Annotated in this window: 22 protein-coding genes; 9 read left to right on the forward strand and 13 right to left on the reverse strand. The window is 40.4% G+C overall.

Translation table 11 applies throughout. From position 1 onward, the window contains the following. The first annotated feature begins 55 nt into the window (after nt 1-55). Nucleotides 56-835: an SDR family NAD(P)-dependent oxidoreductase gene (locus FDK13_RS32615; protein WP_137344214.1), complete on the forward strand. Its 780-nt coding sequence runs from the start codon at nt 56-58 to the stop codon at nt 833-835. Nucleotides 836-1,005: 170 nt separating this feature from the next. Here FDK13_RS32615 and FDK13_RS32620 read toward each other — a convergent pair whose 3' ends face one another. The 7 genes from FDK13_RS32620 to FDK13_RS32650 all read right to left on the reverse strand — a co-directional run bounded on the left by FDK13_RS32620 (nt 1,006) and on the right by FDK13_RS32650 (nt 7,354). Continuing rightward, nucleotides 1,006-2,025: an SGNH/GDSL hydrolase family protein gene (locus FDK13_RS32620; protein ID WP_137344215.1), complete on the reverse strand. Its 1,020-nt coding sequence runs from the start codon at nt 2,023-2,025 to the stop codon at nt 1,006-1,008. Between the two features lie 409 nt (nt 2,026-2,434). Next, nucleotides 2,435-3,418, reverse strand: a complete 984-nt coding sequence (locus tag FDK13_RS32625) for an aldo/keto reductase (protein WP_137344216.1) — start codon at nt 3,416-3,418, stop codon at nt 2,435-2,437. Nucleotides 3,419-3,489: 71 nt separating this feature from the next. Further along, entirely contained in the window at nt 3,490-3,825 is a 336-nt protein-coding gene (locus FDK13_RS32630) for a nuclear transport factor 2 family protein (RefSeq protein ID WP_170982979.1), read from the reverse strand. Continuing rightward, a complete protein-coding gene (locus FDK13_RS32635) occupies nt 3,791-4,108 on the reverse strand; it encodes a hypothetical protein (protein WP_137344218.1) in 318 nt (105 codons plus the stop codon). The genes FDK13_RS32630 and FDK13_RS32635 overlap by 35 nt, the downstream gene beginning before the upstream one ends. A gap of 90 nt (nt 4,109-4,198) precedes the next feature. Then, a complete protein-coding gene (locus FDK13_RS32640; protein WP_137344219.1) occupies nt 4,199-5,071 on the reverse strand; it encodes a helix-turn-helix domain-containing protein in 873 nt (290 codons plus the stop codon). 166 nt (nt 5,072-5,237) lie between these two features. Then, nucleotides 5,238-6,248 (reverse strand): aldo/keto reductase, encoded by a 1,011-nt coding sequence (locus tag FDK13_RS32645; protein WP_137344220.1) that lies wholly within the window; start codon nt 6,246-6,248, stop codon nt 5,238-5,240. Between the two features lie 212 nt (nt 6,249-6,460). Further along, nucleotides 6,461-7,354 (reverse strand): helix-turn-helix domain-containing protein, encoded by an 894-nt coding sequence (locus tag FDK13_RS32650; RefSeq protein WP_137344221.1) that lies wholly within the window; start codon nt 7,352-7,354, stop codon nt 6,461-6,463. A 76-nt stretch (nt 7,355-7,430) separates the two neighbouring features. Between FDK13_RS32650 and FDK13_RS32655 the strand changes: the two genes are divergently transcribed. Next, nucleotides 7,431-8,402, forward strand: coding sequence for an RpnC/YadD family protein (locus FDK13_RS32655; RefSeq protein WP_229216318.1), 972 nt, complete (start codon nt 7,431-7,433; stop codon nt 8,400-8,402). Nucleotides 8,403-8,413: 11 nt separating this feature from the next. Further along, entirely contained in the window at nt 8,414-8,539 is a 126-nt protein-coding gene (locus tag FDK13_RS36465) for a hypothetical protein (protein WP_262711840.1), read from the forward strand. A 161-nt stretch (nt 8,540-8,700) separates the two neighbouring features. On the opposite strand, the gene FDK13_RS32660 is transcribed toward FDK13_RS36465, so the two are convergent. The 3 genes from FDK13_RS32660 to FDK13_RS32670 form a co-directional block, all read right to left on the reverse strand. Continuing rightward, nucleotides 8,701-10,209 carry a RagB/SusD family nutrient uptake outer membrane protein gene (locus tag FDK13_RS32660; protein WP_137344222.1) on the reverse strand — a complete coding sequence of 503 codons (1,509 nt, stop codon included), beginning with the start codon at nt 10,207-10,209 and terminating at the stop codon, nt 8,701-8,703. Between the two features lie 17 nt (nt 10,210-10,226). After that, entirely contained in the window at nt 10,227-13,355 is a 3,129-nt protein-coding gene (locus tag FDK13_RS32665) for a SusC/RagA family TonB-linked outer membrane protein (RefSeq protein ID WP_137344223.1), read from the reverse strand. A gap of 238 nt (nt 13,356-13,593) precedes the next feature. Further along, nucleotides 13,594-14,394, reverse strand: a complete 801-nt coding sequence (locus tag FDK13_RS32670; protein ID WP_137344224.1) for a GntR family transcriptional regulator — start codon at nt 14,392-14,394, stop codon at nt 13,594-13,596. 538 nt (nt 14,395-14,932) lie between these two features. On the opposite strand from FDK13_RS32670, the gene FDK13_RS32675 reads away from it, so the two are divergent. The 5 genes from FDK13_RS32675 (at nt 14,933) to FDK13_RS32695 (ending at nt 23,528) form a co-directional block, all read left to right on the forward strand. After that, nucleotides 14,933-18,076 (forward strand): glycoside hydrolase family 92 protein, encoded by a 3,144-nt coding sequence (locus FDK13_RS32675; RefSeq protein WP_137344225.1) that lies wholly within the window; start codon nt 14,933-14,935, stop codon nt 18,074-18,076. Between the two features lie 71 nt (nt 18,077-18,147). Then, nucleotides 18,148-19,437, forward strand: coding sequence for a glucosidase family protein (locus FDK13_RS32680; protein ID WP_137344226.1), 1,290 nt, complete (start codon nt 18,148-18,150; stop codon nt 19,435-19,437). Between the two features lies 1 nt (nt 19,438). Then, complete coding sequence (locus tag FDK13_RS32685; RefSeq protein ID WP_137344227.1) at nt 19,439-20,377, forward strand: ROK family protein; 939 nt, start codon at nt 19,439-19,441, stop codon at nt 20,375-20,377. Nucleotides 20,378-20,394: 17 nt separating this feature from the next. Continuing rightward, entirely contained in the window at nt 20,395-22,176 is a 1,782-nt protein-coding gene (locus FDK13_RS32690) for a class I mannose-6-phosphate isomerase (RefSeq protein WP_229216319.1), read from the forward strand. Nucleotides 22,177-22,178: 2 nt separating this feature from the next. Beyond that, the gene (locus tag FDK13_RS32695) at nt 22,179-23,528 is read left to right on the forward strand and encodes a sugar porter family MFS transporter (protein WP_229216320.1); all 1,350 of its coding nucleotides are present in this window, start codon (nt 22,179-22,181) and stop codon (nt 23,526-23,528) included. A 49-nt stretch (nt 23,529-23,577) separates the two neighbouring features. Here the strand turns inward: FDK13_RS32695 and FDK13_RS32700 are convergent, their stop codons facing one another. Then, complete coding sequence (locus FDK13_RS32700; RefSeq protein ID WP_137344229.1) at nt 23,578-24,027, reverse strand: SRPBCC family protein; 450 nt, start codon at nt 24,025-24,027, stop codon at nt 23,578-23,580. A 140-nt stretch (nt 24,028-24,167) separates the two neighbouring features. Here FDK13_RS32700 and FDK13_RS32705 point away from each other — a divergent pair, with 140 nt between their 5' ends. Then, nucleotides 24,168-25,151, forward strand: coding sequence for a GlxA family transcriptional regulator (locus FDK13_RS32705; RefSeq protein ID WP_137344230.1), 984 nt, complete (start codon nt 24,168-24,170; stop codon nt 25,149-25,151). Nucleotides 25,152-25,157: 6 nt separating this feature from the next. Here the strand turns inward: FDK13_RS32705 and FDK13_RS32710 are convergent, their stop codons facing one another. Then, the gene (locus FDK13_RS32710; protein ID WP_137344231.1) at nt 25,158-25,415 is read right to left on the reverse strand and encodes a hypothetical protein; all 258 of its coding nucleotides are present in this window, start codon (nt 25,413-25,415) and stop codon (nt 25,158-25,160) included. 33 nt (nt 25,416-25,448) lie between these two features. After that, a complete protein-coding gene (locus FDK13_RS32715; RefSeq protein WP_137344232.1) occupies nt 25,449-26,033 on the reverse strand; it encodes a 2'-5' RNA ligase family protein in 585 nt (194 codons plus the stop codon). Nucleotides 26,034-26,080: the final 47 nt, after the last annotated feature.

Genomic DNA, 26,080 nt, shown 5'->3' on the forward strand with positions numbered 1-26,080 from the left:
ATACCGAGCTGTCCGATAAGCTTCCGATATTCATCATAAATTTTAAAAACTACAAATGGCCTACACCGCATTGATCACAGGCGCTTCCAGCGGAATTGGCCAGGAACTGGCAAAAATCCATGCTTCAAAAGGAGGCAATCTGGTTTTGGTTGCAAGAAACAAAATAAAACTTGATAAGCTCAAATCCGAACTGGTTGAAAAGTACAGGATCTCCGTTTCCATCATGGTGATGGATCTTTCCGTTGAAGGTTCAGCGCAGAAGATTTACGATCAGACTACATTGGAAAAGATTCAGATCGATTGCCTGATCAACAACGCAGGTTTCGGGGACTTTGGTTTCTTTTCCCTAACGGATACAGAAAAACAAGTGAACATGATAAATCTGAATATCATAGCGCTGACGTTATTAACGAAGTTATACCTGAAAGATATGCTCGACAGAAAAGGCGGCCGAATAATGAATGTTGCCTCCATAGCCGCCTTTCAGCCCGGCCCAAAAATGGCGGTATATTCAGCGACCAAAGCATATGTCTTAAGTTTTTCACAAGCTGTTGGTAATGAGGTCCGTCATCAGGGAGTAACCATTACCGCACTTTGTCCCGGCGCAACAGAAAGCGGATTTCAGGAAGCGGCGTCCATGCAGCACAGTAAAATGTTTAATAAAGCCAAACTTCCCTCTTCCAAAGAAGTTGCTGAGTATGGTTATGATGCGATGATAAAAGGGAGAAGTGTAGCCATACCTGGTTTCCTAAATAATATCATGGCGGACGCGGTCGGCTTTATTCCCAGAAATTGGGTTCTTAAACTGGTAAGAAAAATTCAGGATGCAGCTTAAAACAAAAATATACCGCGGCTATGCGCAGCCCAGGCATCTGGAAACAGCACGTGCTCTTTTACGTTCTACTTTCGCTGACAAGCTGTAAAAGCAATCCGCAAAAGTTGAAGCCTTCGCTGGAACCTATTAGCGAATCGGTGTATTAAGTGAATAATCGTGGAACGGGTCAATTAATATTTAAATACCTTCATCTTTTCAATAACACGGTTAGCAATAATTTTATACCCCTTATCATTTAGATGGATGTCATCCGTCGTAATATCTGCCCTCATACCTCTTGGGAAATTCAGGTTTTCAAGATCCCCAAGATCGTCAGAAGTCGGACTATAACTGATCGCAGCCATTTCCGATTCTGTTGGTGGTGTTGTCTCAACGAATGATTCGCCATATTTCGTTGCAAGCCTGGCATTAATCGCAATCACCTGATTGTAGTTTTCAGTCCCTTTGTTCTCCTTCGCATCGGTAAGAACTCCCAAAACAATATATCTGGCGGGTGCTGTAATATAGGCTATGGAACTGTCAAGGGAAGAAATTATTTCTTCCTCAGCACTGGTTTCTCCAATATCATTCCGACCATACCATAAAATTTGTGTTGCGGTTTTGAGCCTGGCGGCATCCTCCAATAAAAATTCAGAATCCGCAGGAACGCCAATCACACTTACTGTCGCCGGAGTGATCGTATACATTTCGCCATTTGCATTGGCCGTACGTCTTATGGTGCATCGTACTCCGGCAACAGAGCCAGTTCTGCTGTACTCGTCGTAGTTTGAAGGCGTGGATAAAAATGAACTGCTCAGTTTGGTAATCCTGACTGGTTGGATTCCATTTAATTTATTGCCTTCGATGGTTATTTTTAATGGGACACCACCCTGTCGGACGGCAATGCGTGATGCAATCTGGCCCACGATCCCGTCACTTACAATAGGCCTGCCTTCAAACGCGGCTGCAACAATGCTCCCATAAGGTACAGTGCCGCCTGCACCAATAGTCAAACTATCTCCAAAAAAAGCAAGTGTTTTATCCCGGTCTTCAGACTTATCGCTTTTAGGGAAAATATCGTCTATTACATTGCATGACGATAAAAATGTTGTGGTTAAAATAGCCGCTCCGGAATTTCGAAAAAACTGTCTGCGGGATAATAGATTTTCAGTATTTGAAATGTGCAGTTTGGTCGGATGCCCTTCGATCATTTTTAAACAAGATATTGAATTATGCTGATGATCTTCTTTTATAATAATCGTTCCAAGTGCATTTAGAAAATAAATCTTATGCTATGTTTACCAAATGGGAAAGTCAGATTCTGTCACTTATTGCCAAAAGGATGTAATTAAATTGCTGTTGCAAAAATGAATAAAGGTTATCCTATACGATGCAGAACTCTTTCAAAAAAGGCTTGAAGAAGCTAAAAACGGCAGTGGACCAGTGTTATACGATATTATCATTGAGATTTTCAACGATCACAAAAACATTGAGCTGAGACTAAAAGATTAGCCACCATGATCCAAAACGTTTTGCCAACTGCTCTGCGTCTTGATATAGCTGTACGCTATTTTCGTGGTAAGAATACGGAAAATTAATACTCATTCATTACAAATCCTTTTAGTTACCTACTCTTTTTTGAAGATGAGCAGGATACCGATCTCCCTTCACATCAATTTTTGCCGCAGTTTCTTCGATTTCGCGAAGGTCATTTTCTGAAAGTTCTATTTCAGCAGCTCCAACATTTTCTTCAAGACGATGCAATTTTGTAGTTCCTGGTATAGGTGCAATCCACGGCTTTTGTGCCAGAAGCCAGGCAAGGGCAATCTGGGCTGGTGTTGCATTTTTTTCCTGCGCTACCTTGGCAAGCAATTCTACCAATGCCTGATTTGCTTTACGGGCTTCCGCTGTAAAACGGGGAACGATATTTCGGAAATCTGTGCTGTCAAACGTCGTATTTTCGTCGATTTTCCCTGTCAGAAATCCTTTTCCAAGCGGACTGAAAGGAACAAAACCGATTCCAAGTTCTTCCAGTGCAGGTATGATTTCAAGTTCAGGCTCTCTCCACCAAAGCGAATATTCGCTTTGCAATGCAGAAACAGGCTGAATTGCATGGGCACGGCGGATGGTCGTTGCTCCAGCTTCAGAAAGTCCGAAATACTTCACTTTTCCCTGCTGAATAAGTTCTTTCACGGTTCCGGCTACCTCTTCAATCGGAACATTCGGATCCACCCGATGTTGGTACAAAAGGTCAATTCGATCCGTTTTAAGCCGTTTCAACGCTGATTCAACGTAGGCTTTGATGGTTTCTGGTTTGCTGTCAAGGCCAGCCCTGGAATCTCCTCCTTCAAAACCAAATTTTGTAGCAATCACAATTTGGTCACGAAAAGGAGCCACCGCCTCTCCTACCAGTTCTTCATTCACAAATGGACCGTAAGCCTCAGCCGTGTCAAAAAAAGTAACTCCACGTTCGAAAGCAGTTCTTATTAATTTGATCGCATCCTGTGTATCTGTGGCAGGGCCGTAACCAAAGCTCAAACCCATGCAACCAAGACCTAAAGCTGAAACTTCAAGGCCATTGTTTCCTAATTTTCTATTTTCCATTTTTTAGCTTTTATCAGTTAATGATTTCCCCAGTTAAGCAATCGGAAGCTAATAAGAGGTCGTATGCAAATTTACCAGCTTCCATTTATTGTTTTTTTTCGTATAAATAAGTCTGTATTACCGCCATTAACTGTAAAAATGGCCTTACCAACTAACACCGCTATATTTCCATAGACCTTAACCGATGCTTCTTTTTGCTCAATTTTGGTATGGACAAACTGTCGGGATCTCAATTGTCTAATCCATTCCGCTTTCGTGGTAACATGACCAGTCAGGTGAATAAAAATCAGACCATCGTCAAACAAATCTTCCACCAGGTCCATCCTCCCTTCTGTTTTCCACCTGAATTTTTCCAGTGACAAATCAAGAATTTTATTTTCTTTTGGCAATGTTACCAGGCAGTTCAATCACAGGCATGTTGGTTTTAATCGCTCCCGGAGTAAAAGGCAGAAAGTTGGCATGTAAATCCGTGGTCGGATCAAACTTTGTATCGGGCGTAATGTTACCTGCAAGCGCCCCCTTCGGGCTCTCGTGTCCAGATAGAATACTGGTTTTGAACTGCCGCAACCGGATAGATCGCGTGCTTTCAGCACCTATAACAGCTTTCCATGTCCCGAAACTCAGGTTCATACAGCCCATACCCAGGGCAGATACTTTAAGTCCGCTATTCCCTAATCTACGTTTTTTCATTGCGATCTATTTGTGATAGTCCAAAGTTCGTTCGTTAATTGACGTTATAGTTAACGAGTTTCAAACAAAAAAGTAATGATTTCAAACAATTCAAGCTCTTATCGACTTAGGAACCGTGCCAGTTACTTTTTTGAAATAATTGTTAAAATGCGTCGGGTATTCAAAACCAAGCCCATAGGCAATATCCCCAATACTCCAGTCAGTATGCTGCAAAAGTGCTTTTGCTTCGATGATAATCCGTTCGGTAATTAGCGTAGTTGTTGATTTGCCCGTAACCTCTCGAACCGAGCGATTCAAATGATTGACATGGACAGAAAGCTGCGCAGCATAATCCTGAGCCGTTTTCAGTAAAAGAGGACGTTCGTGGCTTTCAATGGGAAATTGCCTTTCCAGCAATTCAAGAAAAAGAGAAGTAATCCGGGAAGATGCATTTTTGTGTTTGAAGAAATTCGCTGATGGTTCTAACTTTAAAGCTTCGTGAATTATAAGATGTATATAATTACGGATCAGTTCATCTTTGTACACATAATCAGTGTTTTGCTCTAAAAGCATTTTGTTGAAAATGGTAGTAATAAATTCCTTCTGATCATTTCCCAGAAGAAACAGCGGTGTACCGCCCAGCTTGAACAATGGAGATTGCTGCAGACTTTCCGAACGGTCGTGGGTTTTAAGAAATTCTTCTGTAAATAAACAGGCGTATCCGGTCTGCGCTTCACAGAGCACTTCTGACGAATATGGAATATGAGGATTGGCAAAAAATAAGAATGTACCATCCAGTTCAATACCTTTATCCGCATAATGAATCAGGGTTTTGCCCGAAATCATACAAATCTTGTAAAAATCCCTGCGGCTATATTTCGGAACCGGACTCACCGCAGTTTCTATCTCATAAACTTTAAATCCTTTTAGTTTAAGATCAACAGTACTAAAACCGGAAACGGACGAAACGAGCTGATTATCCATATCGAAAAATTAAATGAATCAAATAACGCAAACATAATTCTTAGTTCAAAATTCAGAATAAGAAAACTACTTATTGAACGTCCTGAATTTCAGCAAAAAAAGTAACCATCCAAGTCGATTAAACTTTTGATGGTTACTTTTATATTAACTCTTTATTCGACAAACTTTAAACCCCCACGTACTGCATTTGCTGTGCATCATAACGTGTACCTGCTGTAATGCCAACCGGAATGATCGATTCCAGCTGTGCTTTTTCTCCTGCTGTTAATGTTACATTAGCTGCTGCTGCATTTTCTTCAATATATTTGATACGTTTTGTCCCCGGTATAGCAACAATACCATTTGAAATAACCCAGGCTAATGCCAGCTGTGAAGGTGTAATTCCCTTCTTTTCTGCTATTACCTGTATTTGTTTCAAAAGATCCAGGTTTTTGTAGAAGTTCTCACCCTGATATCTTGGAATACTTTTGCGAAAATCATTGTCGGAAAAATCATCCGGACTTTTGATTTCTCCGGTAATAAAACCCCTTCCAAGCGGCGAATAAGCTACAAATCCGATTCCAAGTTCTTTTAAAGTATCCAGAACGCCATTGGCTTCAGGCTCACGTTCGAATAGAGAATACTCAGTTTGTACGGCCGATAACGGATGAACCTGATGTGCTTTTCTAATTGTTTCAGCAGAAACTTCGGAAAGGCCGATGTATCTAACTTTTCCGGATTTCACCAGCTCAGACATCGCTCCCACTGTTTCTTCAACCGATGTATTTGGGTCCAGACGGTGCAGATAATAAAGATCAATATAATCCGTTTCCAAATTTTTCAACGAACGGTCAACTGCTTTTCTAACATAATCCGGAGAGCCGTTGAATCCCCAGGTTAGCTGCTCGCTGTCATCTATCTCATAACCAAATTTTGTAGCAATCGTATATTGGTCACGGTTTCCTTTTATCGCTTTCGCTACCAGACGTTCGTTCAGCAATGGACCGTACAAATCTGCTGTATCCAGGAAATTTATTCCAAGTTCCAGTGCACGATGGATTGTGGCAATGGATTCCTTTTCATCAGCCTTACCGTAAATATCTCCTCCGGCAATGGTGGTCATCCCCATACAGCCCAAACCTTCGGCAGATACTTCCAATCCCTGACTGCCCAGTTTTATCTTTTTAATTGTGCTCATTTGATTTCAGTTAATATTATAAAGTGATTTGATTTCAAACTAATAATTCACCCAATGCTCTGAAACATTGAATTTGAATTTCTGAATATGATAACAAAGGTAGAATTGTAAATCCTGACCTGATTAAAGAAATCAAAGTGTTTATTATAAAAATCAACGGATCAAATTTTGCACAAAAATTCTGATCCGGGAGACTAATTTAGACTGATCAATTAATTGTTCCGGATTCCGGCAGGCGTAACACCTGCATGTTTTTTGAAGAAGTTATTGAAATAGGAAGCATATTCAAAACCAAGGCAGAAGGCAATCTCGGCAACACTCCAGTCGGTATGTTTCAATAAAGATTTCGCTTCAGAAATGATCCTTTCGTTAATATGTGTAGTCGTCGATTTTCCGGTTATTTCCTGTACCGCGGCATTTAAGTGATTTACATGCACAGTCAGTTTTTCCGCATAATCACCTGCTTTTTTTAGTTGTAAAGGACGTTGAGGAGAATCGACAGGAAATTGTTTTTCAAGCAAACCAATAAATAATTTTGCAATACGTGAAGCTGCATTTTGAGGTGCAGGATAAGCCACAGCCGGCTGCATTTTGATAGCTTCATGAATCAACAGATTTAACTGACTGCGAATCAGTTCATATTTGAAATAATATTCACTATCAATTTCTGAACGCATCCGGATGAACAAACTGCTGATGTATTTTAACTGTTCTTCATCCAATAGGTACACGGGATTACCTCCTGCTTTAAAAAGAGTAGATTCCTGAAGACTTCCCATTCTATCTCCGGCATGAAGAAAATCATTTGAAAACACACAAAAATATCCCGCTTCTTCATATTCCTCTCCGTCAGAACTTCCCCATGAATAAGGTACCAGCGGATTTGTAAAAACCAGCGCAGGTTTATTTATTTCGATGTCTCTGTTCGCATACAGAAGTTGACTTTTACCTTTTAGAACAAGGGTGATTTTATAAAAATCACGCCGGTTGTAAGAAGTAAGTTTACATTTATTCTCTCCAATAGCAGCTACACGAAACTGTGCAGATTCGACTTGAATAGCCTGAAAACAGTGTGCCGATTTTTCTATCAAATCCAGATCTTCCATAAACGAAGTTAAACATTTCAAAGGAAAAACAACAATGGTGTAAAATATTAAAACTGCCAAATTCTTATAAACCAGTATGAAATTCAGCACCAAAAAAATCACTTTGAGTGACCAAAAATGTGAAATCCGTACTATGTATCAGGAGCACTTATCTGATATACACACTATGCGGAGAAAAAATGATATTCTTTTAAAAAGTGCTTTTGAAGAAGCCTTTCCGGATTTATTGCGTTTTTTCTTTCCGGAAACAGATTCCATTTTCGATCTAAGTCATGGCTTTGAATTCATGGATAAGGAGTTAAACGAACTTTTCCCTGAACTGGAAAGAAAAGGCGGCAGCCGTTTTGTCGATATGCTCGTGAAAACGTATCTCAAAAACGGGACGGAAGAATGGATCCTTATTCATCTTGAAATTCAGGGAGAAAGAACTGATAATTTTGCTTTTCGAATGTTTCAATATTGGTACCGGATCTATGATCGCTTTGAAACGGACATAATCGCTCTTGCTGTATTTACAGGCGGTAAAAATCAAAAGCGCCCCAATCATTTTCTTAAAAGTTTTTTAGGAACCGAAATCCGGTACAAATACAACGCTTACCATATTCTTGATCATACCGAACAGCAGTTGTTAAGTATGGAAAATCCCTTTGCGCTGATTATTCTGGCAGCACAAAAGGCGTTATTGGCAGATAAAATCCCCGAACAAGAACTTGGTGAGCAAAGACTTACCATTGCCAGAGCATTAATTCAAAGCAAGAAATATGACAACGAACAGATCAGGCGTTTTCTGTACTTTCTCAAAACCTTTCTTCACATTGACAATCCGAAAATAAATATTAAATTTGATCAGGAGATCGATATCCTGACAAAAAACAAACATGCTATGGGAATTATTGAAACTATTAAAATGATCACTCTTGAAGAAGGAAAAATGGATTTTGTTAAATCCCTTTTGTTAGATACTGATTTTGATGATCAAAAAATTGCTGCACTCTGTAAAGTTGAAGAATCAGAAGTTAAACAATTGCGGCAAGATCTAGCTCTCTAAACAAACATGCTATGGGAATTATTGAGACGATTAAAATGCTGGCCAGGGAAGAAGGTATTAAAATTGGTATTGCAAAGGTGAGAAATAACGTTTTAAGATCACTAATTCTAGATACCGCGACCTTGATAACCGGTTAATTGCAGAAATAGGCGGGGTTGAGGAATCAACAATAATACAAATGCGGCAAGATCTTAATATCTAATAATAAATATTCTAATAATAGAAAAAGCGGTCGCACAAAATGTGCGACCGCTTTTTCTATTATCAGGATTATATTAAAATCAGAAATACCAATTTATCAATACCCGGTATTATTCGGCAACAGGTTAGGATTCACGTCTGATTCCTGTTTTGGAATTGGGAACAATAAATTCTTTTCTGCGAATGTGGCATTGTAAACGGTTTTATGACCAATAAAATCATCCCAGTTACCTGTCACATCATTATGTACTTTACGGGTACGGATCATGTCAAACCACATTTTGTTTTCAAAACACAATTCGAAATAACGCTGAGCCCACACTTCGTGCTCAAAATCTGTCTGACTTAAAGTACCAATATTGGCAAGATCAGCACGTTTCCGTATAGCATTTACTACATCAATGGCCTTACTGTTTGGTCCGCCTTCTGCACGGTTTGAAGCTTCTGCGTACATTAAATAAACATCAGCCAAACGGTACAAAGAGTAGTTAAGATCGGATTTAATTGTACTTGTTGCCGCGGTAACATCAAACCATTTGTAAATATATGTGTTTCTGAAAACCACGGGCTGTCCAGTTTTTGCACTTGGATACGTAGTAAAGAAAAATTGTTTTTCCTGTACACGTTTATCTCCGGCAGGGAACGATTTGATAAATTGAGGCGTAGGGTAAACCGATCCATATTCATCCGCATATAACGAAATCCCGGAATAATTTGGAATAGTAAGCGGTGTCAAAGGATTTGTTGATGGCACACTTGCAGCATACTGAACCTGGAAAATAAATTCACCCGTATTTTTATTAACAGGCAAAATCATATCCGTATAATTCGGGAACAAGGTATAACCTCCGTTGGTGATAACAGCTAATGAACGTTTCGCTGATTCTGCATAATATTGTGCACCGCCGTTAATCGCTGCTCCTGCATAAGTCAAATAAACATCCGCCAAAACAGATTCAATTGCGCCCATCGAAACTTTCCCGGTATTATCAGACCATGGCAAAGTTGATTTTTCTGCCAAAAGAAGATCAGGAAGGATAATCTTGTCATAAATATCTTTGGCTGCAGTACGTGGCAAATTCAGATCAAGATTCTTTGGCACTTCCGTTACACTTGGTACTGCACCGTACATTCTTACCAGATAAAAATAATACAATGCGCGCAGTGTATGAGCTTCTGCCAGCATATTCGTTTTTTGTGCATCCGTAAGCCCGGCTGCATTAATCGTCGGGATACTTTGAATCGCAAGATTACAAGCACCGATTCCCTGATACATTTGTTGCCACCAGGTATCAATATAAAACGCGGTATTGTTGTAACTCAGGTTTTGGAAATTGACAAAACCAGTCTGGCCTAAATCACTGTTGGCCTTACCTGTTACAAATTCCATTAAATTCCAGGTATTTCCACCATAGGAAGATGCCTGTCCGGCAAGGAATCCCTGTAAATTGGCATAACCTGCGTTGGCATAGGCCCGGGCCACTTTCACGCTTGATACGTCAGAGTCAGGCGTTAAAAACCCCGTTGGTTTTTCTTCTAAAAAATCTTTACACGAGCCCAACGATAACATTGAGGCTGCTAATAGGATATGTTTGAGCACTTTCATGTCTATTGATTTTCAGGTTAAAAAGTAAGTGTTGCACCTAGGTTCCAGACACGCGGGCGAGGATTTGCAAAAAAGTCCAGGTTTTGAGAAAACGAACTATTTGCTCCGTAACCAGAGTTAAACGTATCTACCTCAGGATCATAACCTGTGTATTTTGTAATTACGAAAAGGTTTTGCACGCTGGCATAAACACGCAAACGGCTCAGTTTCAGCTTTTGCAACATCGGATCCTGCAATGAGTAACCCAGCATAAAGTTTTGTCCGCGGATGAATGATCCGTTTTCAACCCACCAGGTATCGAAATGTGAATCCTGAGCAAATTTGTAGTTACGAACCTGCGAGACCATAGTGTTCTGATGCGTTGGAGTCCATGCATCCAAAACCGTAGCAAGGCTGTTCGAAAGCGTTTGTCTGTCTTCCGTAGAGTGTTTGAAGGTTGCTGCTGTGTTCAATCCTTCAACAAAACGGATATCAAATGTGAAGTCCCATGCTTTGTATTTTACTGTACTGCTGAAAGTGCCAGTCCATTTTGGCGTTGTACGGCCAATAATGCTATAATAGTTACTGCCATCAGCATTGTAAATATACTTTCTGTCACCCGGTTTCAGATTGTGAGCAGCAGCAAGATCCGCTTCATCCGTACCATAAGTTCCCAAACGTGTCATACCATATAAAGAACCGATTGGCTGTCCTACACGCAAAATGTTGGTTTGTCCCAAAAAGTTTGGCCCAGGGAAAATATCAGCATTACCGTGGTTCAAGTTTAAAATCTTGTTTTTGTTCGCTGCAAAAATGAAATTAGTCGTCCAGGTAAAATGGTCAGTCTGGATGTTTGTCGTATTCAAAGCAACTTCAAAACCTGAGTTTCTTACCGATCCTACGTTTTGATACACGTTCGCATTGGTTTCACCGGCCGACCATGGAATTGGTGCCTGAAGTAAAAGATCTTTTGTTGTGCGGTTATAATAATCAACCACAAGGTTGATGTTTTCCCGAATTCCCAATTCTACACCCGCATCAAATTGCAATGATCTTTCCCATTTCAAATTAGGGTTTCCAAGGTAACTTGGCAATAAAGTAGATTGTTGAGCGCCACCTAAAACAGTAGTTCCCGGTTGAATTTGTGCAATAGACTGGTATTGTCCAATTTCCTGGTTACCCGACATACCATAACTGGCACGCACCTTCAGATTGGTAATGTTTTTATTGCCTTTCAGGAAACCTTCTTCAGACACACGCCATGCTCCACCCACAGATGGGAAAAACGCAAATTTGTTATTTGCTCCAAATTTGGAAGAACCATCATAACGGCCTGTCGCTGTGAACAAATACTTTTCGTCAAGGTTGTAAGTCACGCGGGCAAAATATGAATTCATGGCCCATTTGTAATCACCTGATGTTGAAGAAGCCTTAACAGATCCGGAACCTAGCGTATGCCAGGAGAAAACATCATCAATGAAATTCTGAGTTTCTACATAGTTCGTTTCCTGATTGTATTGCTGCCAGGATGCTCCTAATAAAGCAGTAAATCTCTGACGGGAATTTATTGTTTTATTGTAAGTAAGGTAGTTTTCCGATTGCCAGTACGTATTGTTATAGTTTCTGATACTCGCTACCCCGCCCTGATCCGCAGATAAGTGGGCCAGGTTTTGAGAAGAAAAGAAATTATTCTTTTGAGAACTTAAATTATAACCGAAATCCGTTTTGAAATCCAGATCTTTGGTAATGTGAAACAGCAAATAGTTATTCCCAAGAAGCTGGAAAGTATTATTGATCGTATAACGGTTGTTAGCAATATTTACCGGATTCGGTCCTCCTTCAAGCCCGGCGATATCGTTATTTCCTCCCCAGGTTCCATTCGGATATTTAACGGGAACGATAGGAACTTCCTCAGAAACCATGCGCGGCACGTTCAAACCTCCGTTACCATCAGAAACCAGACGCTGTGTGCTTTTGATAGCCGAAAGACTACCTCCCACTTTTAGCCATTTGCTAACATCACTATCCATGGTAATCCTCGCAGAATAACGATTAAATCCTGATGTTGCCATCAAACCTTTTTGATTAAGATAACCAAGTGATACACTGAACAGTGTCTTTTCACTTCCACCCTGGAAATTCAGCTGATGATTGTGTGAAAAAGCAGGTTTATATACTTCCTTTTCCCAGTTAGTATTGTACAAAGGTTTGTCGTTTGCATCAAATAATAATGGGTAATTCGTATGATTCAATGCTGCGGCTGGTGCCCAGGTACCGCCCGCAGGGTCAAATTTTTGTCCGTTTGCAAAAGCTGTATTATACGTTTTGACAAATTCATCCGAGTTCAGTGTTTTTACGTGGCGATATAAATCACTAACGTTCACGTTTCCGTCATAAGAAACTTTTGTTCCACCTACTCTTCCGCGTTTTGTCGTGATCATGATTACACCATTCGCGCCGCGTGCACCATAAATCGCTGTGGATGAAGCATCTTTTAAAACTTCCAGCGAAGCAATATCATTCGGATTGATTGAATTTCCGTCCACACCAATTACGCCGTCCACTACATAAAGCGGATCAATGTTGGAATTGATAGATCCCAAACCGCGCACACGAACTTTTGCCGCAGCGCCCGGCGCATTACTGTTTACGCTTACTTCAACCCCTGCAATTTTACCCTGCAAAGCCTGAGACACGTTTGGAACCGGCTTGTCCATCAACTGCTCACCTTTGATAGTGGCAACCGATCCGGTCAAATCCGATTTCCTCACCGTTCCGTAACCAATAACAACTACTTCGCTAAGTGCTTTGGAATCCGAAGTAAGCGAAACAGAAAGCGCTGTTTTATTCCCAACAGGAACTTCCTGGCTTACAAATCCAACAAAGCTGAAAACAAGAACAGACGATTCGCTCGGAACTGAAATTGTAAAATTTCCATCTGCATCTGTCGACGTTCCGGTGCTTGTTCCTTTTACAACGACATTCACACCCGGAAGAGTTGAATTATTCGCTGCATCAATTACTTTTCCTTTGACTACTTTTTCTGCCAAATGCAGACCAGCGTTACCTGCGAAAGATGCAAAACCACTTGCTAATAATAAGTTCAGTAAGATTATTTTGATAATCTTTCCCGACTGAACGACGGGTCTCGGTACACAACTTTTCATACGATTAAGATAGGTTGACGGTTGAATTTATTTCAAAAATGTATTTAGAGAAAACGCTGAGATGCAGCCGGGGAGCGGATATTTATTTTCATGTGGTTGTGTAATTAAAAAATGAAAGATCACTTTTATATGTATAAATGTTTATACATATAAAAAACAAATATTTATATTAATGAAGTAATATATTAAAACGTTTTAGCAGTGTAAATTTTGTGTCAAATGTAAGGTTATAATGATTTTAAACGATGTCTATTGCGTAATTAAACCGATCACCCAGGGCGTAGGTCCAGCCTATTGCCAATGTTATAAAACGTGCAATATCGATGGCATAAGTAAACCTGTCTGCCCGATAATAGCCCAGGTTATATTCAATAAGCCTGTCGCCGGGATCACAAACAATTCTTTTGCGTAACAAAACCGGATCACCCGTTTTCATGTGCAAAATATTGGCCAGACTTTCATCGGCCAGTGTAGCGCTAATCTCTTCTTTTGAAACGGCCACCACGGTGTGATGATCTTTTTCCAGCATTTCATACAAAGGTTTTGAAAAATCTTCATCCCCTGTAAGACCAACTCTTGGATGGAAATAGGATATAAAATTGACAATCGGTCCTATATCTAACCCTCTCAGTCTTTCAAGCTTCAAAACTTTGGTATCCTTGCTGATCCCAAATAATTCTGATACTGACTGATCCGCGTTAACCCAATCCACTTTCAGGTCATACGTTTTGAAGGCCACTCCCTTTTCATGCATTTCAAGTGTAAAACTCGACCATTTGTTTAATTTGGTTGTAATGTTGCTTTTTGAAACCTTTGTACCAACTCCTTTTTTTCTCGTCAAAAGCTGCTCGTAAACCAGTTTGTTAAGTGCCTGCCTGACAGTATTTCTGGAAATTCCCAATCGCTTGGCAATGTCTACTTCGTTCGGGAAAAGCTTTCCGTTTTGATATTCAGGATCACCAATCAGCCCTCTCAAAATTTCCTCTACCTGTACATGTAGGGGAAGAGCGCTGTCATGGTCTATACTGAATATTTCCATTTCCCTCTTGCTATGTTTATACATATGAACATTCAAATTTGAAACTAATTATTTTAACAGAAAAATATTATTACTACTATTTTGAGATTTTTTGTAAAATTTAATCTACACAGCGCTGGAACTTTTTTGTATATCTCTGTAACATCTCCATTATATACTTAATTAACCTCGAATTATACCAGGAAAAGTACATAAAAATATGCCCTAATTAACGCTATTGGGCACATTACTTAAAAGCCAGACAAAGCGGCGCCCAAAATTAAAGGACTCGTAAATCCAGCTTTTTCAATTCACCTCTTATGAAGATTCAAAGTAGGAATTAAAACAACATTAAAAAAAGTTAGTTAAATTTTAATATAATTAAAAATGAAAATTATTACATTTGTATTTTATATGTCCATACATACCAACATATCAATTTAGTATGTTCCTATTAAATCATTGTAATGAATCGTTAAGCATGTTTTTCATGATATAAGAAGTCTGTTTGCACGCATATAAACGAAATCCATCTCTAACCCGTTAATGATCTCTTCCATTGAAAAAATGTAAATACTTATTTCTGCTGATCACTTTATTCTGTCTTCCTGCTTTTGCCCAACAAAAGACGATCTGGGAAATAGGAGAAAATGACAACGCTGCCACAGGCATGGCGCTCGCTCCCGATCAGTTCAAACGTTTCGTGGAAAATGATTTTGGTTACGAGGATCGTTTTTTTCTGATTGGACATTCTGATGCAAAAAAAGACTGGCCTTATATCCTTCCAGGCCCGGTCAACGGCTGGGGAGGCACAGGAAATACAGCAGGAATCCGTTCGCACTTTTTGACTGTTTTCTTTGAAATAAAAGACAAACCTGCTACCGGTAAATGGCAATTGGTAATAGACATACTTGATACAGATTCTCTTAACGCACCTTTTTTCAAAGTATTGGTTAATGAAAAATCCTGGGAATTTAAATTGAATAAGGGATCAAGTTTCAAAGATCCCGATCACTTCATCGCAAACCCGAAAGAGCAGTTAATCAAAATAGATATTCCTTCGGATTTAATAAAAACCGGCGCCAATGAAATCGTGATGACTTCCCTGGAAGGTGGCTGGCTGGCTTTTGACCAAGTAAAACTGGAAGGACCGGAAACAACGAAATTGGCTGCTCCGGGAGATATTCTTATTCGTAACATCACAACAGCTGATTACGAAGTAAGTAAAAATGGAAAATTGTTTCAGCCACTTTTGGTTGATCTGTCTCATATCAAAGGAAATCCAACAATTCAGATAAAACTGGATGGACAGATAATCCTAAACCAAGTTATTGAACAAGATCGCTACATTCTGGAAGCGCCGATGCCTGCGGTTAATGACAAAAAATCAAGTCAATATCAGGTTTTGATAAACAATATTCCGGTAAGACAAGGAACGGTTGAACGAGCAAAAATGAAATTGAAAACTCCGGCTGGTTATGTCAATACCATGATGGGGGCCGGGCATTCCCGGTGGATGATAGCACCCGGGCCGTGGATGCCATTTGGCATGGTGAAGCTTAGTCCGGACAATCAAAATAGTGGCTGGCAGGCTGGTTACGATCCTACTTTTGAATCTATCGGAACATTCAGTCATATTCACGAATGGACGATGACTGGTTTGGGAACATTCCCGACCAGCGGACCTTTACAGATAAAAATGGGTGATCAAAGTCATCCGGATGAGGGTTACCGTTCCAGGATCGACAAAAGTTCTGAACAGGCTCCGCTTGGTTATTACAAAGTAAACCTTATTGATAACAATATTACAGCCGAGCTGACTTCCACTACCCGCGCCTCATTTCAGCGTTATACTTACCATCAAAGTGATATTGGCCGCGTTATGGTCGATTTCCAAATTCCCACGGAGTACGGTTACAAGATTAAAAATATTAAAATTGATAAAATAAATGACCGTAGAATTGAAGGTTACAGCGACCAGCTTTCACGCAATGTCTGGTCAGGTGGTGTTGATCAGCAATACAAAGTACATTTTGTTATCGAGTTTGATCAGCCTATAAAAAACTATGGTGTCTGGTTAAATGACGAGGTTAAGGAAAACACAAATCTGCTGGCTGACAGCGCGAAAAATGCAGGGATTTATCTTGAATTTGATACCAAAAACAATAAAGTTGTTCAGCTGAGATCAGGGATTTCCTACGTCAGTATTGAAAATGCTTCACTGAATTTGAAAACGGAAATTTCCGATCCTTTCAACTGGAATTTTGATCTGGTCAGAAATAATCAGGAAAAAGTTTGGAACGATTTACTGGGACGCGTTGCAATTACCAGCAATGATCAACGTGAAAAAGAAAGATTTTACACGAATATGTACCGCTCTCTGGCAAGCAGAAATACGTTCAGCGATGTGGACGGAAGCTGGCGTGATGCGGATGAAAAAGTAAATAAATTCCGGAATAAAGATGATATCGCTTTGGGTTGTGATGCGTTTTGGAACACATTCTGGAACCTGAACCAGTTCTGGAATCTGGTAACGCCGGAATGGTCGAACCGTTGGGTGAAATCACAGTTGGCTATGTATGACAGCGGCGGATGGCTCGCAAAAGGCCCGGCCGGAATGGAATATATTCCTGTGATGGTGGCAGAACACGAAATTCCGTTGATCGTCGGCGCTTACCAAATGGGCATTCGGGGATACAATGTGAACAAAGCGTACGAAGCTGTTCATAAGATGCAGACAACGCCAGCAGCAACGGTGGGAGGCGGACGTGCAGGAAATGAGGATCTGGTTACTTACCTGAAACACAAATATGTACCGTACGATGAGGGACGTTTTTCCAATTCGCTGGAATACAGTTTTGACGATTACACCGTTTCCCAATTCGCAAAAGCATTAGGCAAAAAAGAGGATTACCAGATTTTCAAAGACAGAGGAAACTGGTGGAAAAATGTGATAGATCCAAAAACCGGTTTTGCCCGAATGAAAGATGCCAAAGGAAACTGGCTGACAGATTTTGATCCGTTTAAATCCGGAGCAAATCATCATTACGTAGAAGGAAATGCCTGGCAATTAACGTTTTTCGTACCGCAGGATGTGACCGGACTGGCGAAAACAATCGGAGAAGCAGAATTTGTGAAACGATTGGATTGGGGTTTCAACGAAAGTGTAAAATGGAGATACAACGGCCCAAATGATCAATATTGGGATTATCCGGTAGTGCAGGGAAACCAACAATCCATGCATTTCGCCTTTCTTTTTAATTGGGTTAAAAAACCATGGCTGACACAAAAATGGAGCCGATCCATTGTCGACCGATATTACGGTCACGAAGTTTCCAACGCCTATCTGGGTGATGAAGATCAGGGACAAATGAGCGCATGGTTTGTCATGAACGCACTCGGACTTTTCCAAACCGACGGAGGCACAAGAGTAAATCCTATCTACGAAATCGGCAGTCCATTATTTGAAAAAGCAATAATTGATTTAGGTGAAAAATTCGGCCGGGGAAAAGCCTTTACAATCGAAGCCAAAAACACGTCAAGAAAAAACATTTACATACAAAAAGCCTCACTAAACGGAAAACCACTAAACAACTTCTGGTTCAACGCCTCCGACTTACTAAAAGGCGGATCGCTGATATTAGAAATGGGCCCAAAACCAAACACAAACTGGGGAACCACCACCCTCCCACCAACCGAATAATTATAAATCAAAATACTTAGCGCGTTGCGTTTGTCCTTTTTTGCTTTGCGTGAAATTCAAAACCCATAACAATGAAAAATACCATCCTGACCCTTGCCTTTTCTTCCTTACTTTTCAGCTGTGCAACAAAAGAAAAATCAGAAAAAAGTATCTATCAAACTGACAGTACCTTATCCATTGTAAAAGCAAAAGCACTGGAAGTTGTAAAAACCGGATTCAATGCCGGAGACGGCTACGGTGAAGTCTGGATAAGAGACTATAACACCTTTATCACCCTATCCGCAGAAGTCCACAAACCAGAAATATTGAAGGAAAACCTGAGTGTATTTTTCAAATTACAAGGAAGTGACGGAAATATCGTCGACGGATTTATCCCGATTCAAAAAGCGAAAGAATCAAAAGTTGGCTATGAATACATTTTCAACGACCTCGAACCAAAATATGCCGGACATAAAAATACCGTAGAAACCGATCAGGAATCGTCCCTTGTTCAGGCTGTTTCCAAATATATTAAAGTGAGTAGCGACACCGCTTTTTTAAGCGAAAAAATTGGCATAAAAACCGTAGCGCAGAGACTTGACTGGGCGATGGAATTTCTAATGAATCATCGGTACGACAAAAAACATGGCCTGATCTGGGGAGCTACTACGGCCGACTGGGGCGACGTTCAACCGGAACATGAATGGGGTGTTTATTTGACAAAAGACACCCATTTGGCAATTGACATTTACGACAACGCCATGTTCCTGATTGCGTTGGATAAACTAATGGAACTGATTCCCGCGAAGAAAACGAAATGGCAGCCGATTCGTGATGCTATTGCTAAAAATACCATGATTCATCTTTGGGATGAAAAAAACCAGAAATTCATTCCGCACGTATACCTGAACGGCTCGCCTTTTTCTGCCAGTCTGAATGAAAATGAAATTTATTATCATGGAGGAACAGCCGTTGCGATTGAAGCAAATCTTTTATCAAAAGCACAGATCAAGGTTTCGCTGGACAAAATGATTGAGAATGTAAAAAAATCCGGCGCCGGTTCGATCGGCCTAACCCTATACCCTACTTATCCCGCAGGAAGTTTCAAAAACAAAGGAATGTATCCTTATGGTTATCAAAATGGCGGCGACTGGACATGGTTTGGTGCCCGAATGGTAAGTGCATTATATCAGAACGGATTCAAAAAAGAAGCTTACGAGCAATTGAAACCGATGCTAAAAAGAGTCATTGACAACAAAGGCTTTTACGAATGGTACACGGTCGACAACAAACCAAAAGGCTCCGGAACATTCCGTGGCGAGGCAGGTGTATTATATGACGCGATCATTTTATTTGAAAAAGACGATTTGAAAGAGAAATAAAATGGAAGAAAAAACGGTACTGGCCATCGACCTTGGCGGCACGCAGATAAAAATGGGATTGGTCAAAGGCGCTGAAATATTTTTTTCAACCCAGATTGATTCACAAGCCGGAAACGGTTTGAGAGAACGGCTGCCAGAAATCGAAAAGTCGTTAAATGGACTTTTGGAAAAAGCTTCACTTTCTGCCAGCGATATCGCCGGTCTTGGTATGGCCATTCCCGGAATTATTGATTCGATCGATAAGAAAATCTTAACGATCAATGACAAATACAACGATGCGCCAACGATCGATTTGGGCGAGTGGGCAAAGAAAACCTGGAATCTTCCGATTTTTCTTGAAAATGATACCCGGTCTGCATTGTTGGGAGAATGGAAATTTGGTAAAGGAAAAGGTTATGATAATGTCGTGCTGATGAATCTAGGAACCGGCATTGGAACTTCCGCCGTGATCGAAGGAAAAATCCTGAGAGGAAAACATTTTCAGGCAGGAATTCTGGGTGGTCATTTTATGGTCAACATTAAAGGAGACCAGTGTAATTGCGGAAACTATGGCTGCGCCGAAGCGGAAGCATCCACCTGGAATTTGCAAAAAATTGTTAATAACCATCCGGAATTTTCAGACAGTTTACTTTTCCAGCAATCTCAACTCGATTTCAAAACCATTTTCCAGTTCGCCGCAGCCGAAGATCCCCTCGCGATGCTGGTTTGCAATGAATGTCTGGAAATATGGAGTGCCTGCGCGCTGAATCTTATCCACGCTTATGACCCGGAAATACTGATTTTGGGCGGCGGAATTATGGGCAGCAAAGAAGTCATATTACCCTACATCCAGGAAAAAGTAAACCATAATGCCTGGGCAGTTTGGGGAAAAGTAAAAGTTACCGAAGCGTCATTAATCAATACTGCCGCACTTTTAGGAGTTGGCAGCTTAGTTATTTAACCCCTAAAATCACAATTTTGAAAAAGTCAAATTTCAACAAATCCCCTCAGGTAAAAATTGCCGGACACCAGGCTGTGACGGGCTGGGAGGATATATCGAAAGTAATTCAAGAAAAAATAAAATCTGCTTCCTCGCAAAAAACAATTGTGGTTTTGGACACTTACCATGGTGTTTATATTGAGGAGATAATTTCCGGATTAACAATCGGACAAACCGAAGCAAGCGTTTTCGATGTTTCAAAAGCGCTTCTGGATTCTGAAAAACTTGAAGAATTGGTATATCCATTTGTTACCAATGATCCCGTTTTTGGTTTTGTAACAACGCTTGATCTGTCCGCTTTTTTTGATCCGAAAAAAGTGGCTGCGATGCAAAGTCAGATTCAGAATATTAAAGAAGGAATAATCCTGGTAGTAGGAATTGGCGCATCACTTATTGCTCCGGATGTCGATATTCTAATTTATGCTGATATGCCAAGATGGGAAATTCAGCTTCGTTTCCGCAAAAATCAAATCAGTAATCTCGGTGCTGATAATGCCAGCAATCCATTTTCATATCAATATAAAAGAAGCTTTTTCGTTGACTGGAAAGTTTGTGATAATCACAAAAAAACGCTGATGGATCAGTGGGATTTTGTCCTGGATACAACAATTGAAAATCATCCCAAAATGATAACCGGAACGGCAATGACTTATGCTCTTGACAAAACCATTGAACAGCCGTTTCGTGTAGTTCCGTTTTTTGATCCCGGGCCCTGGGGCGGTCAGTGGTTAAAGGAAGTTGTCGATCTGGACAGGACGGCTCAAAACTATGCCTGGGGATTTGACTGCGTTCCTGAGGAAAACAGTCTTGTTTTTGATTTTGAAGGTGTAGCTTTTGAGATTCCATCGATTAATCTTGTTTTCACACATCCCGCAAGTCTGCTTGGCGAAGAAGTTTACGCTGCTTTTGGCGCAGAATTCCCGATCCGCTTTGATTTTCTGGATACGATGGAAGGTGGCAATCTAAGTTTGCAGGTGCATCCTATGCACCAATATATCAAAGATAAGTTCGGTATGGGATATACGCAGAACGAAAGTTACTATTTTCTTGATACTAAGGACGATGGTTTTGTATATCTGGGATTAAAAGAAAATATCAATCCGGAGTTAATGTTAGCAGAACTGGAAACCGCTCAGGAAGGAAAAGAAGATTTCGATGCAGATAAATTTGTCCAGAAATGGCCGGTTAAAAAACATGATCATATATTAATTCCTGCCGGAACGGTTCATTGTTCAGGTGCCGATACCGTCGTGCTCGAAATCAGTGCAACGCCCTTCATTTTCACGTTCAAATTATGGGATTGGGGACGTATGGGACTGGACGGAAAACCACGCCCAATTTCTCTTGAACATGGAAAAAATAATATCCAGTGGGAAAGGACAACGGAATGGGTGGAAAAAAATCTTGTCAACCAAATTGAAAATATAGCTTCCGGCGATGGCTGGCGCGAAGAAAGAACTGGCCTGGATGCCGAATCTTTTATAGAAACCAGAAGGCATTGGTTTACGAAAAAAGTGGAGCATAATACCGAAGGAATTGTAAATGTCCTGAACCTGATTTCCGGTCGAGAAGCGATTGTGGAAAGTCCTGCTAATGCGTTCGAGCCATTTATTATTCATTACGCAGAAACATTTATCGTCCCTGCCAGCGTAGGAGCTTATACCGTCACCCCGCACGGCGAAAGCGCCGGACAGGAATGTGCGACGATCAAGGCCAGCATCAGGACGAACAATCTCAAAGAAGATTACAAAATCAATTAATCATGGGAAATCAGGGAAGCGTATTTTTTCTATATAAAATTACCCTGGTAGCAGCTGTGGGCGGTTTATTGTTTGGATATGACACGGCAGTGATCGCCGGTGCAATCGGATTTTTACAGATCAAATTCGATTTGTCTCCCTCCATGGTGGGCTGGGTAGCATCATGCGCATTGATCGGCTGTGTTTTTGGGGCGTTGTTTGCAGGTGCGTTAAGCGACTGGCTGGGAAGAAAAAAGATCCTGATCCTTTCCGCTATTTTATTTGGCATATCTTCCCTTGGAATCGCCGTTCCTTCCGATTTAAACTGGTTTGTCTTTTTCAGGATTATCGGCGGATTAGGTATCGGCATCGCTTCCATGTTAGCTCCGATGTATATTACCGAAATTGCGCCAGCGGAAAAACGCGGCAGACTTGTGTCTATTAACCAGCTTGGAATCGTAACCGGAATTTTGCTGATTTATTTTGTCAATGCAGAAATCGCTGGAATGTATGATGAAAGCTGGAATGTGGAAACCGGTTGGCGATGGATGTTTGGTTCAGGTATTTTCCCTTCGGTGATATTTTTGGTTTTACTATTTTTTGTACCGGAAAGTCCACGCTGGCTTGCCAAACAAGGCAGAAACGAGGAAGCACTTTTTATCCTGACAAAAATAAACGGACCGCAAAAAGCAGGTTTGGAACTCGTCGAAATTAATCAGAATTTAAATACCGAATCGGTTTCATTTTCTGAAATTTTCAAACCCGGAATTAGGAAAGCGCTCGTTGTCGGGATTATTCTGGCTATGTTTTCTCAAATTACGGGCATTAACGCCATCATGTATTATGCGCCTGAAATTTTCAAATCTACCGGAGACGGATCGGATTCTGCTTTGCTGCAAACCATTTTAGTTGGTGTAGTGAATTTCCTGTTTACCATTGTTGCGATAAAATATGTGGACAAAGTGGGTAGAAAAAGTTTGTTACTAGCCGGTTCGGCTGGAATGACGGTTTGTCTGGCTTTGATAGGCGGTGCTTTTTATCTTGATCTGGCCAAAGGTTATCTCGTTCTGATTTCGATTTTAGCCTACATCGCCTTTTTTGCACTTTCACTCGGGCCTTTAACTTTTGTGGTTATCGCTGAAATTTTCCCAAACCGCACCCGCGGACGCGCTATGTCCATCTGCGTTTTTGCCTTATGGATTTTTGTATTTATCGTTTCCCAATGTTTTCCAATTTTGCTTCAATCGATCGGAAACGCATTTACTTTCTGGATTTTCATGCTGATGTCGATCGGTGCGTTTCTGTTTGTCTGGAAATTTATTCCTGAAACGAAGGAAAAAACTTTGGAAGAAATGGAAAAACTTTGGTTGTAAAAATATCATCCGGTGCGGTTATAAAACCACACCGGATATTATTAATAACTTATTGCTCAGCTAATTCTTTAATTTTCTCCAAAGCCTTATCCCAGGCAGAAGACATCATTTCGAAATATTCCGGAGTTATATCGAGCTCAATTTCGAGATACGTTCCCCCATCAGTTTCTGATATTTTATAAGTTTCACGGCTGCCTTTCATCTGGTTTGCCATTTCACTTTCATAATCCTCTACACCGCCTTCCAGCACTCCTTTATATTCAATCGTAAGCAATTGATTGGGCTGATTTACAACTATTTCTCCAATTAATCCCCTTTCGCTATCATCTTTAAAAACTGCCTTACTCCCTAATTTCCAATCGGTTATTGCGTAACATCCTACACTAAATTCATTATACCAAATCCTGATATACGGATCGGTAAACAATACATCCCAGACTCTTTCCTTGGGCGCTTTAATCAATATTGATTTTTGGATTAATGATTTTGTAGTTTCCATAGTTTTGAATTTAATCAGTGAAATTGATTTGTTAAATTCATTGATTTTGCAAATTTAACATCTTATCAAAAAATGCAGGCGGTGTAATCAAGACGATATTGAGGGTTGATTGCGACAGATTTTCATTCTATTTTTGAAATATGAAACACATAGCTATTCTCGTTCCCAAAGGTGCTGCGGCGTTGAGCTGTATTGAAGGTCCGTTCAATATGTTCACCAAAATCAATGAGTTTCTGGAAAGCAAAGGAAAACCGGCCTTGTTTGATGTAAAGCTCGTCGGACTTTCCAAAGAGCCGGAAATTTATGACCGATTATTTCGGGTATATCCGGATGCTACCATTGATGAAATTCAAAAAACGGATCTGATCATTATTCCGGCTGTTAATGGCGACAGAGAGGCAGTGATAGAAGCTAACAAAGAGTTCTTTCCATGGATTGTACAAAAATATGAAGAAGGCTCAGAACTTGCCAGCCTTTGCGTCGGTGCTTTTTTACTGGCCTCCACAGGTTTGTTGAAAGGAAAAAAATGTGCGACACATTGGGTCGCCGAGAACGATTTCAGAAGAATGTTTCCGGATGTTGATCTGGTAGCGGACAAAATCATCACGGATGAAAACGGGATTTATTCCAGCGGCGGCGCTAATTCTTACTGGAACCTGCTTTTGTATTTACTGGAAAAATATACGGATAGAAATATGGCTATTCTGGCTTCGAAATATTTTGAGATAGAAATGGACCGAAAAAGCCAGTCGCCGTTTATTATGTTCAACGGCCAGAGTGAACATCAGGACGAACCAATAAAAAAAGCACAGGAATTTATTGAGCTTAACTTTCAGGATAAAATCACGGTCGATCAGCTATCGTCCATGTTTGCGATCGGTCGCAGAAGTCTGGAACGACGGTTTAAAAAAGCGACTTCTAATACCGTTTCGGAATATATTCAGCGCGTAAAAATTGAAGCAGCTAAAAAGAGTTTTGAAGGAAGCCGGAAAAATATCAATGAAGTGATGAACGATGTCGGCTATTCTGATACCAAGGCGTTCAGGACAACTTTCAAAAAAATCACGGGACTTTCACCAGTTGGCTATAAAAACAGATATAACAAAGATATGGTAAGGCTATAATCGCGATTATTTAACTAATAGAATTTGTTCTGCCGGCGAAAGACTGTTTTCGAGCAAAACTTCTGCCTCGTATTTGAAATATTTCAGAAGACTAATGATCAAAGACGTTTGTACAATGCCCGAATCAAAACATACACGCAAAATTTTATCACAATCTTCCAGATCAAAATTCGCCTGATAACCAATAAAAGTCAGATGAATCTGATCCAGCAGCATATTGGCACCTTCTCTGTCGGTAACGTTAGTTTTGAAAACTTCTATCATACGAGTGATTTTTAGTTTTAACTTTTAATCAGCTTAACTTCCCAAATTCAGTATCCCAACTTCCTCGTATTTTCCCTTGCTGTCTTTTGGTCTTCTAAGCAGTGTAAGTTGGGTACATTGGAAAGTTTTAGAATAATTCCACGCATTCAACTGAGCTAGAACGGCTTCCTGGTCATACAGATAAATCGTCCGTATGATCGTCAAATGCAACCCTTTCATTTTGCCACAACGAAATGTGGATTGAATTAAAGCATATAAAGTCTTTAACGCATCCGACTCCACCACGCTCAGTATAATGGCTTGACCTCTTGGCCCTTTACTGAAAATTTCAAACCCGTTTATTTCAACATCCACAGGACCAAAACTCAACAAAGCACTTTGCAAAGTACTCAACACAACATCTTTCCCCACTTTTTGTTTAAAAGAAAGAAAAGAAATATGAGGACGGAAATACTTTTGCTTGTCAGGTCCAACAATAGCTTCCGTTTTGCCTTTTAACATAACTGCGTCTTCTTCTATATTTTTTAGTATAGAAAGAAACACTTCGTATTCGTAGGTTACCGGTTTGTCAAGAACAGGCTTTTCAAATAATCCAATTTGTGCGTTGTCTTCTGCCATTTTTATTTTGTCAATATCAAATCTTAAATCAAGAATAGTTTAGTGTC

Source organism: Dyadobacter frigoris, from assembly GCF_005280585.1.
Taxonomy (GTDB): Bacteria; Bacteroidota; Bacteroidia; order Cytophagales; family Spirosomataceae; genus Dyadobacter; species Dyadobacter frigoris.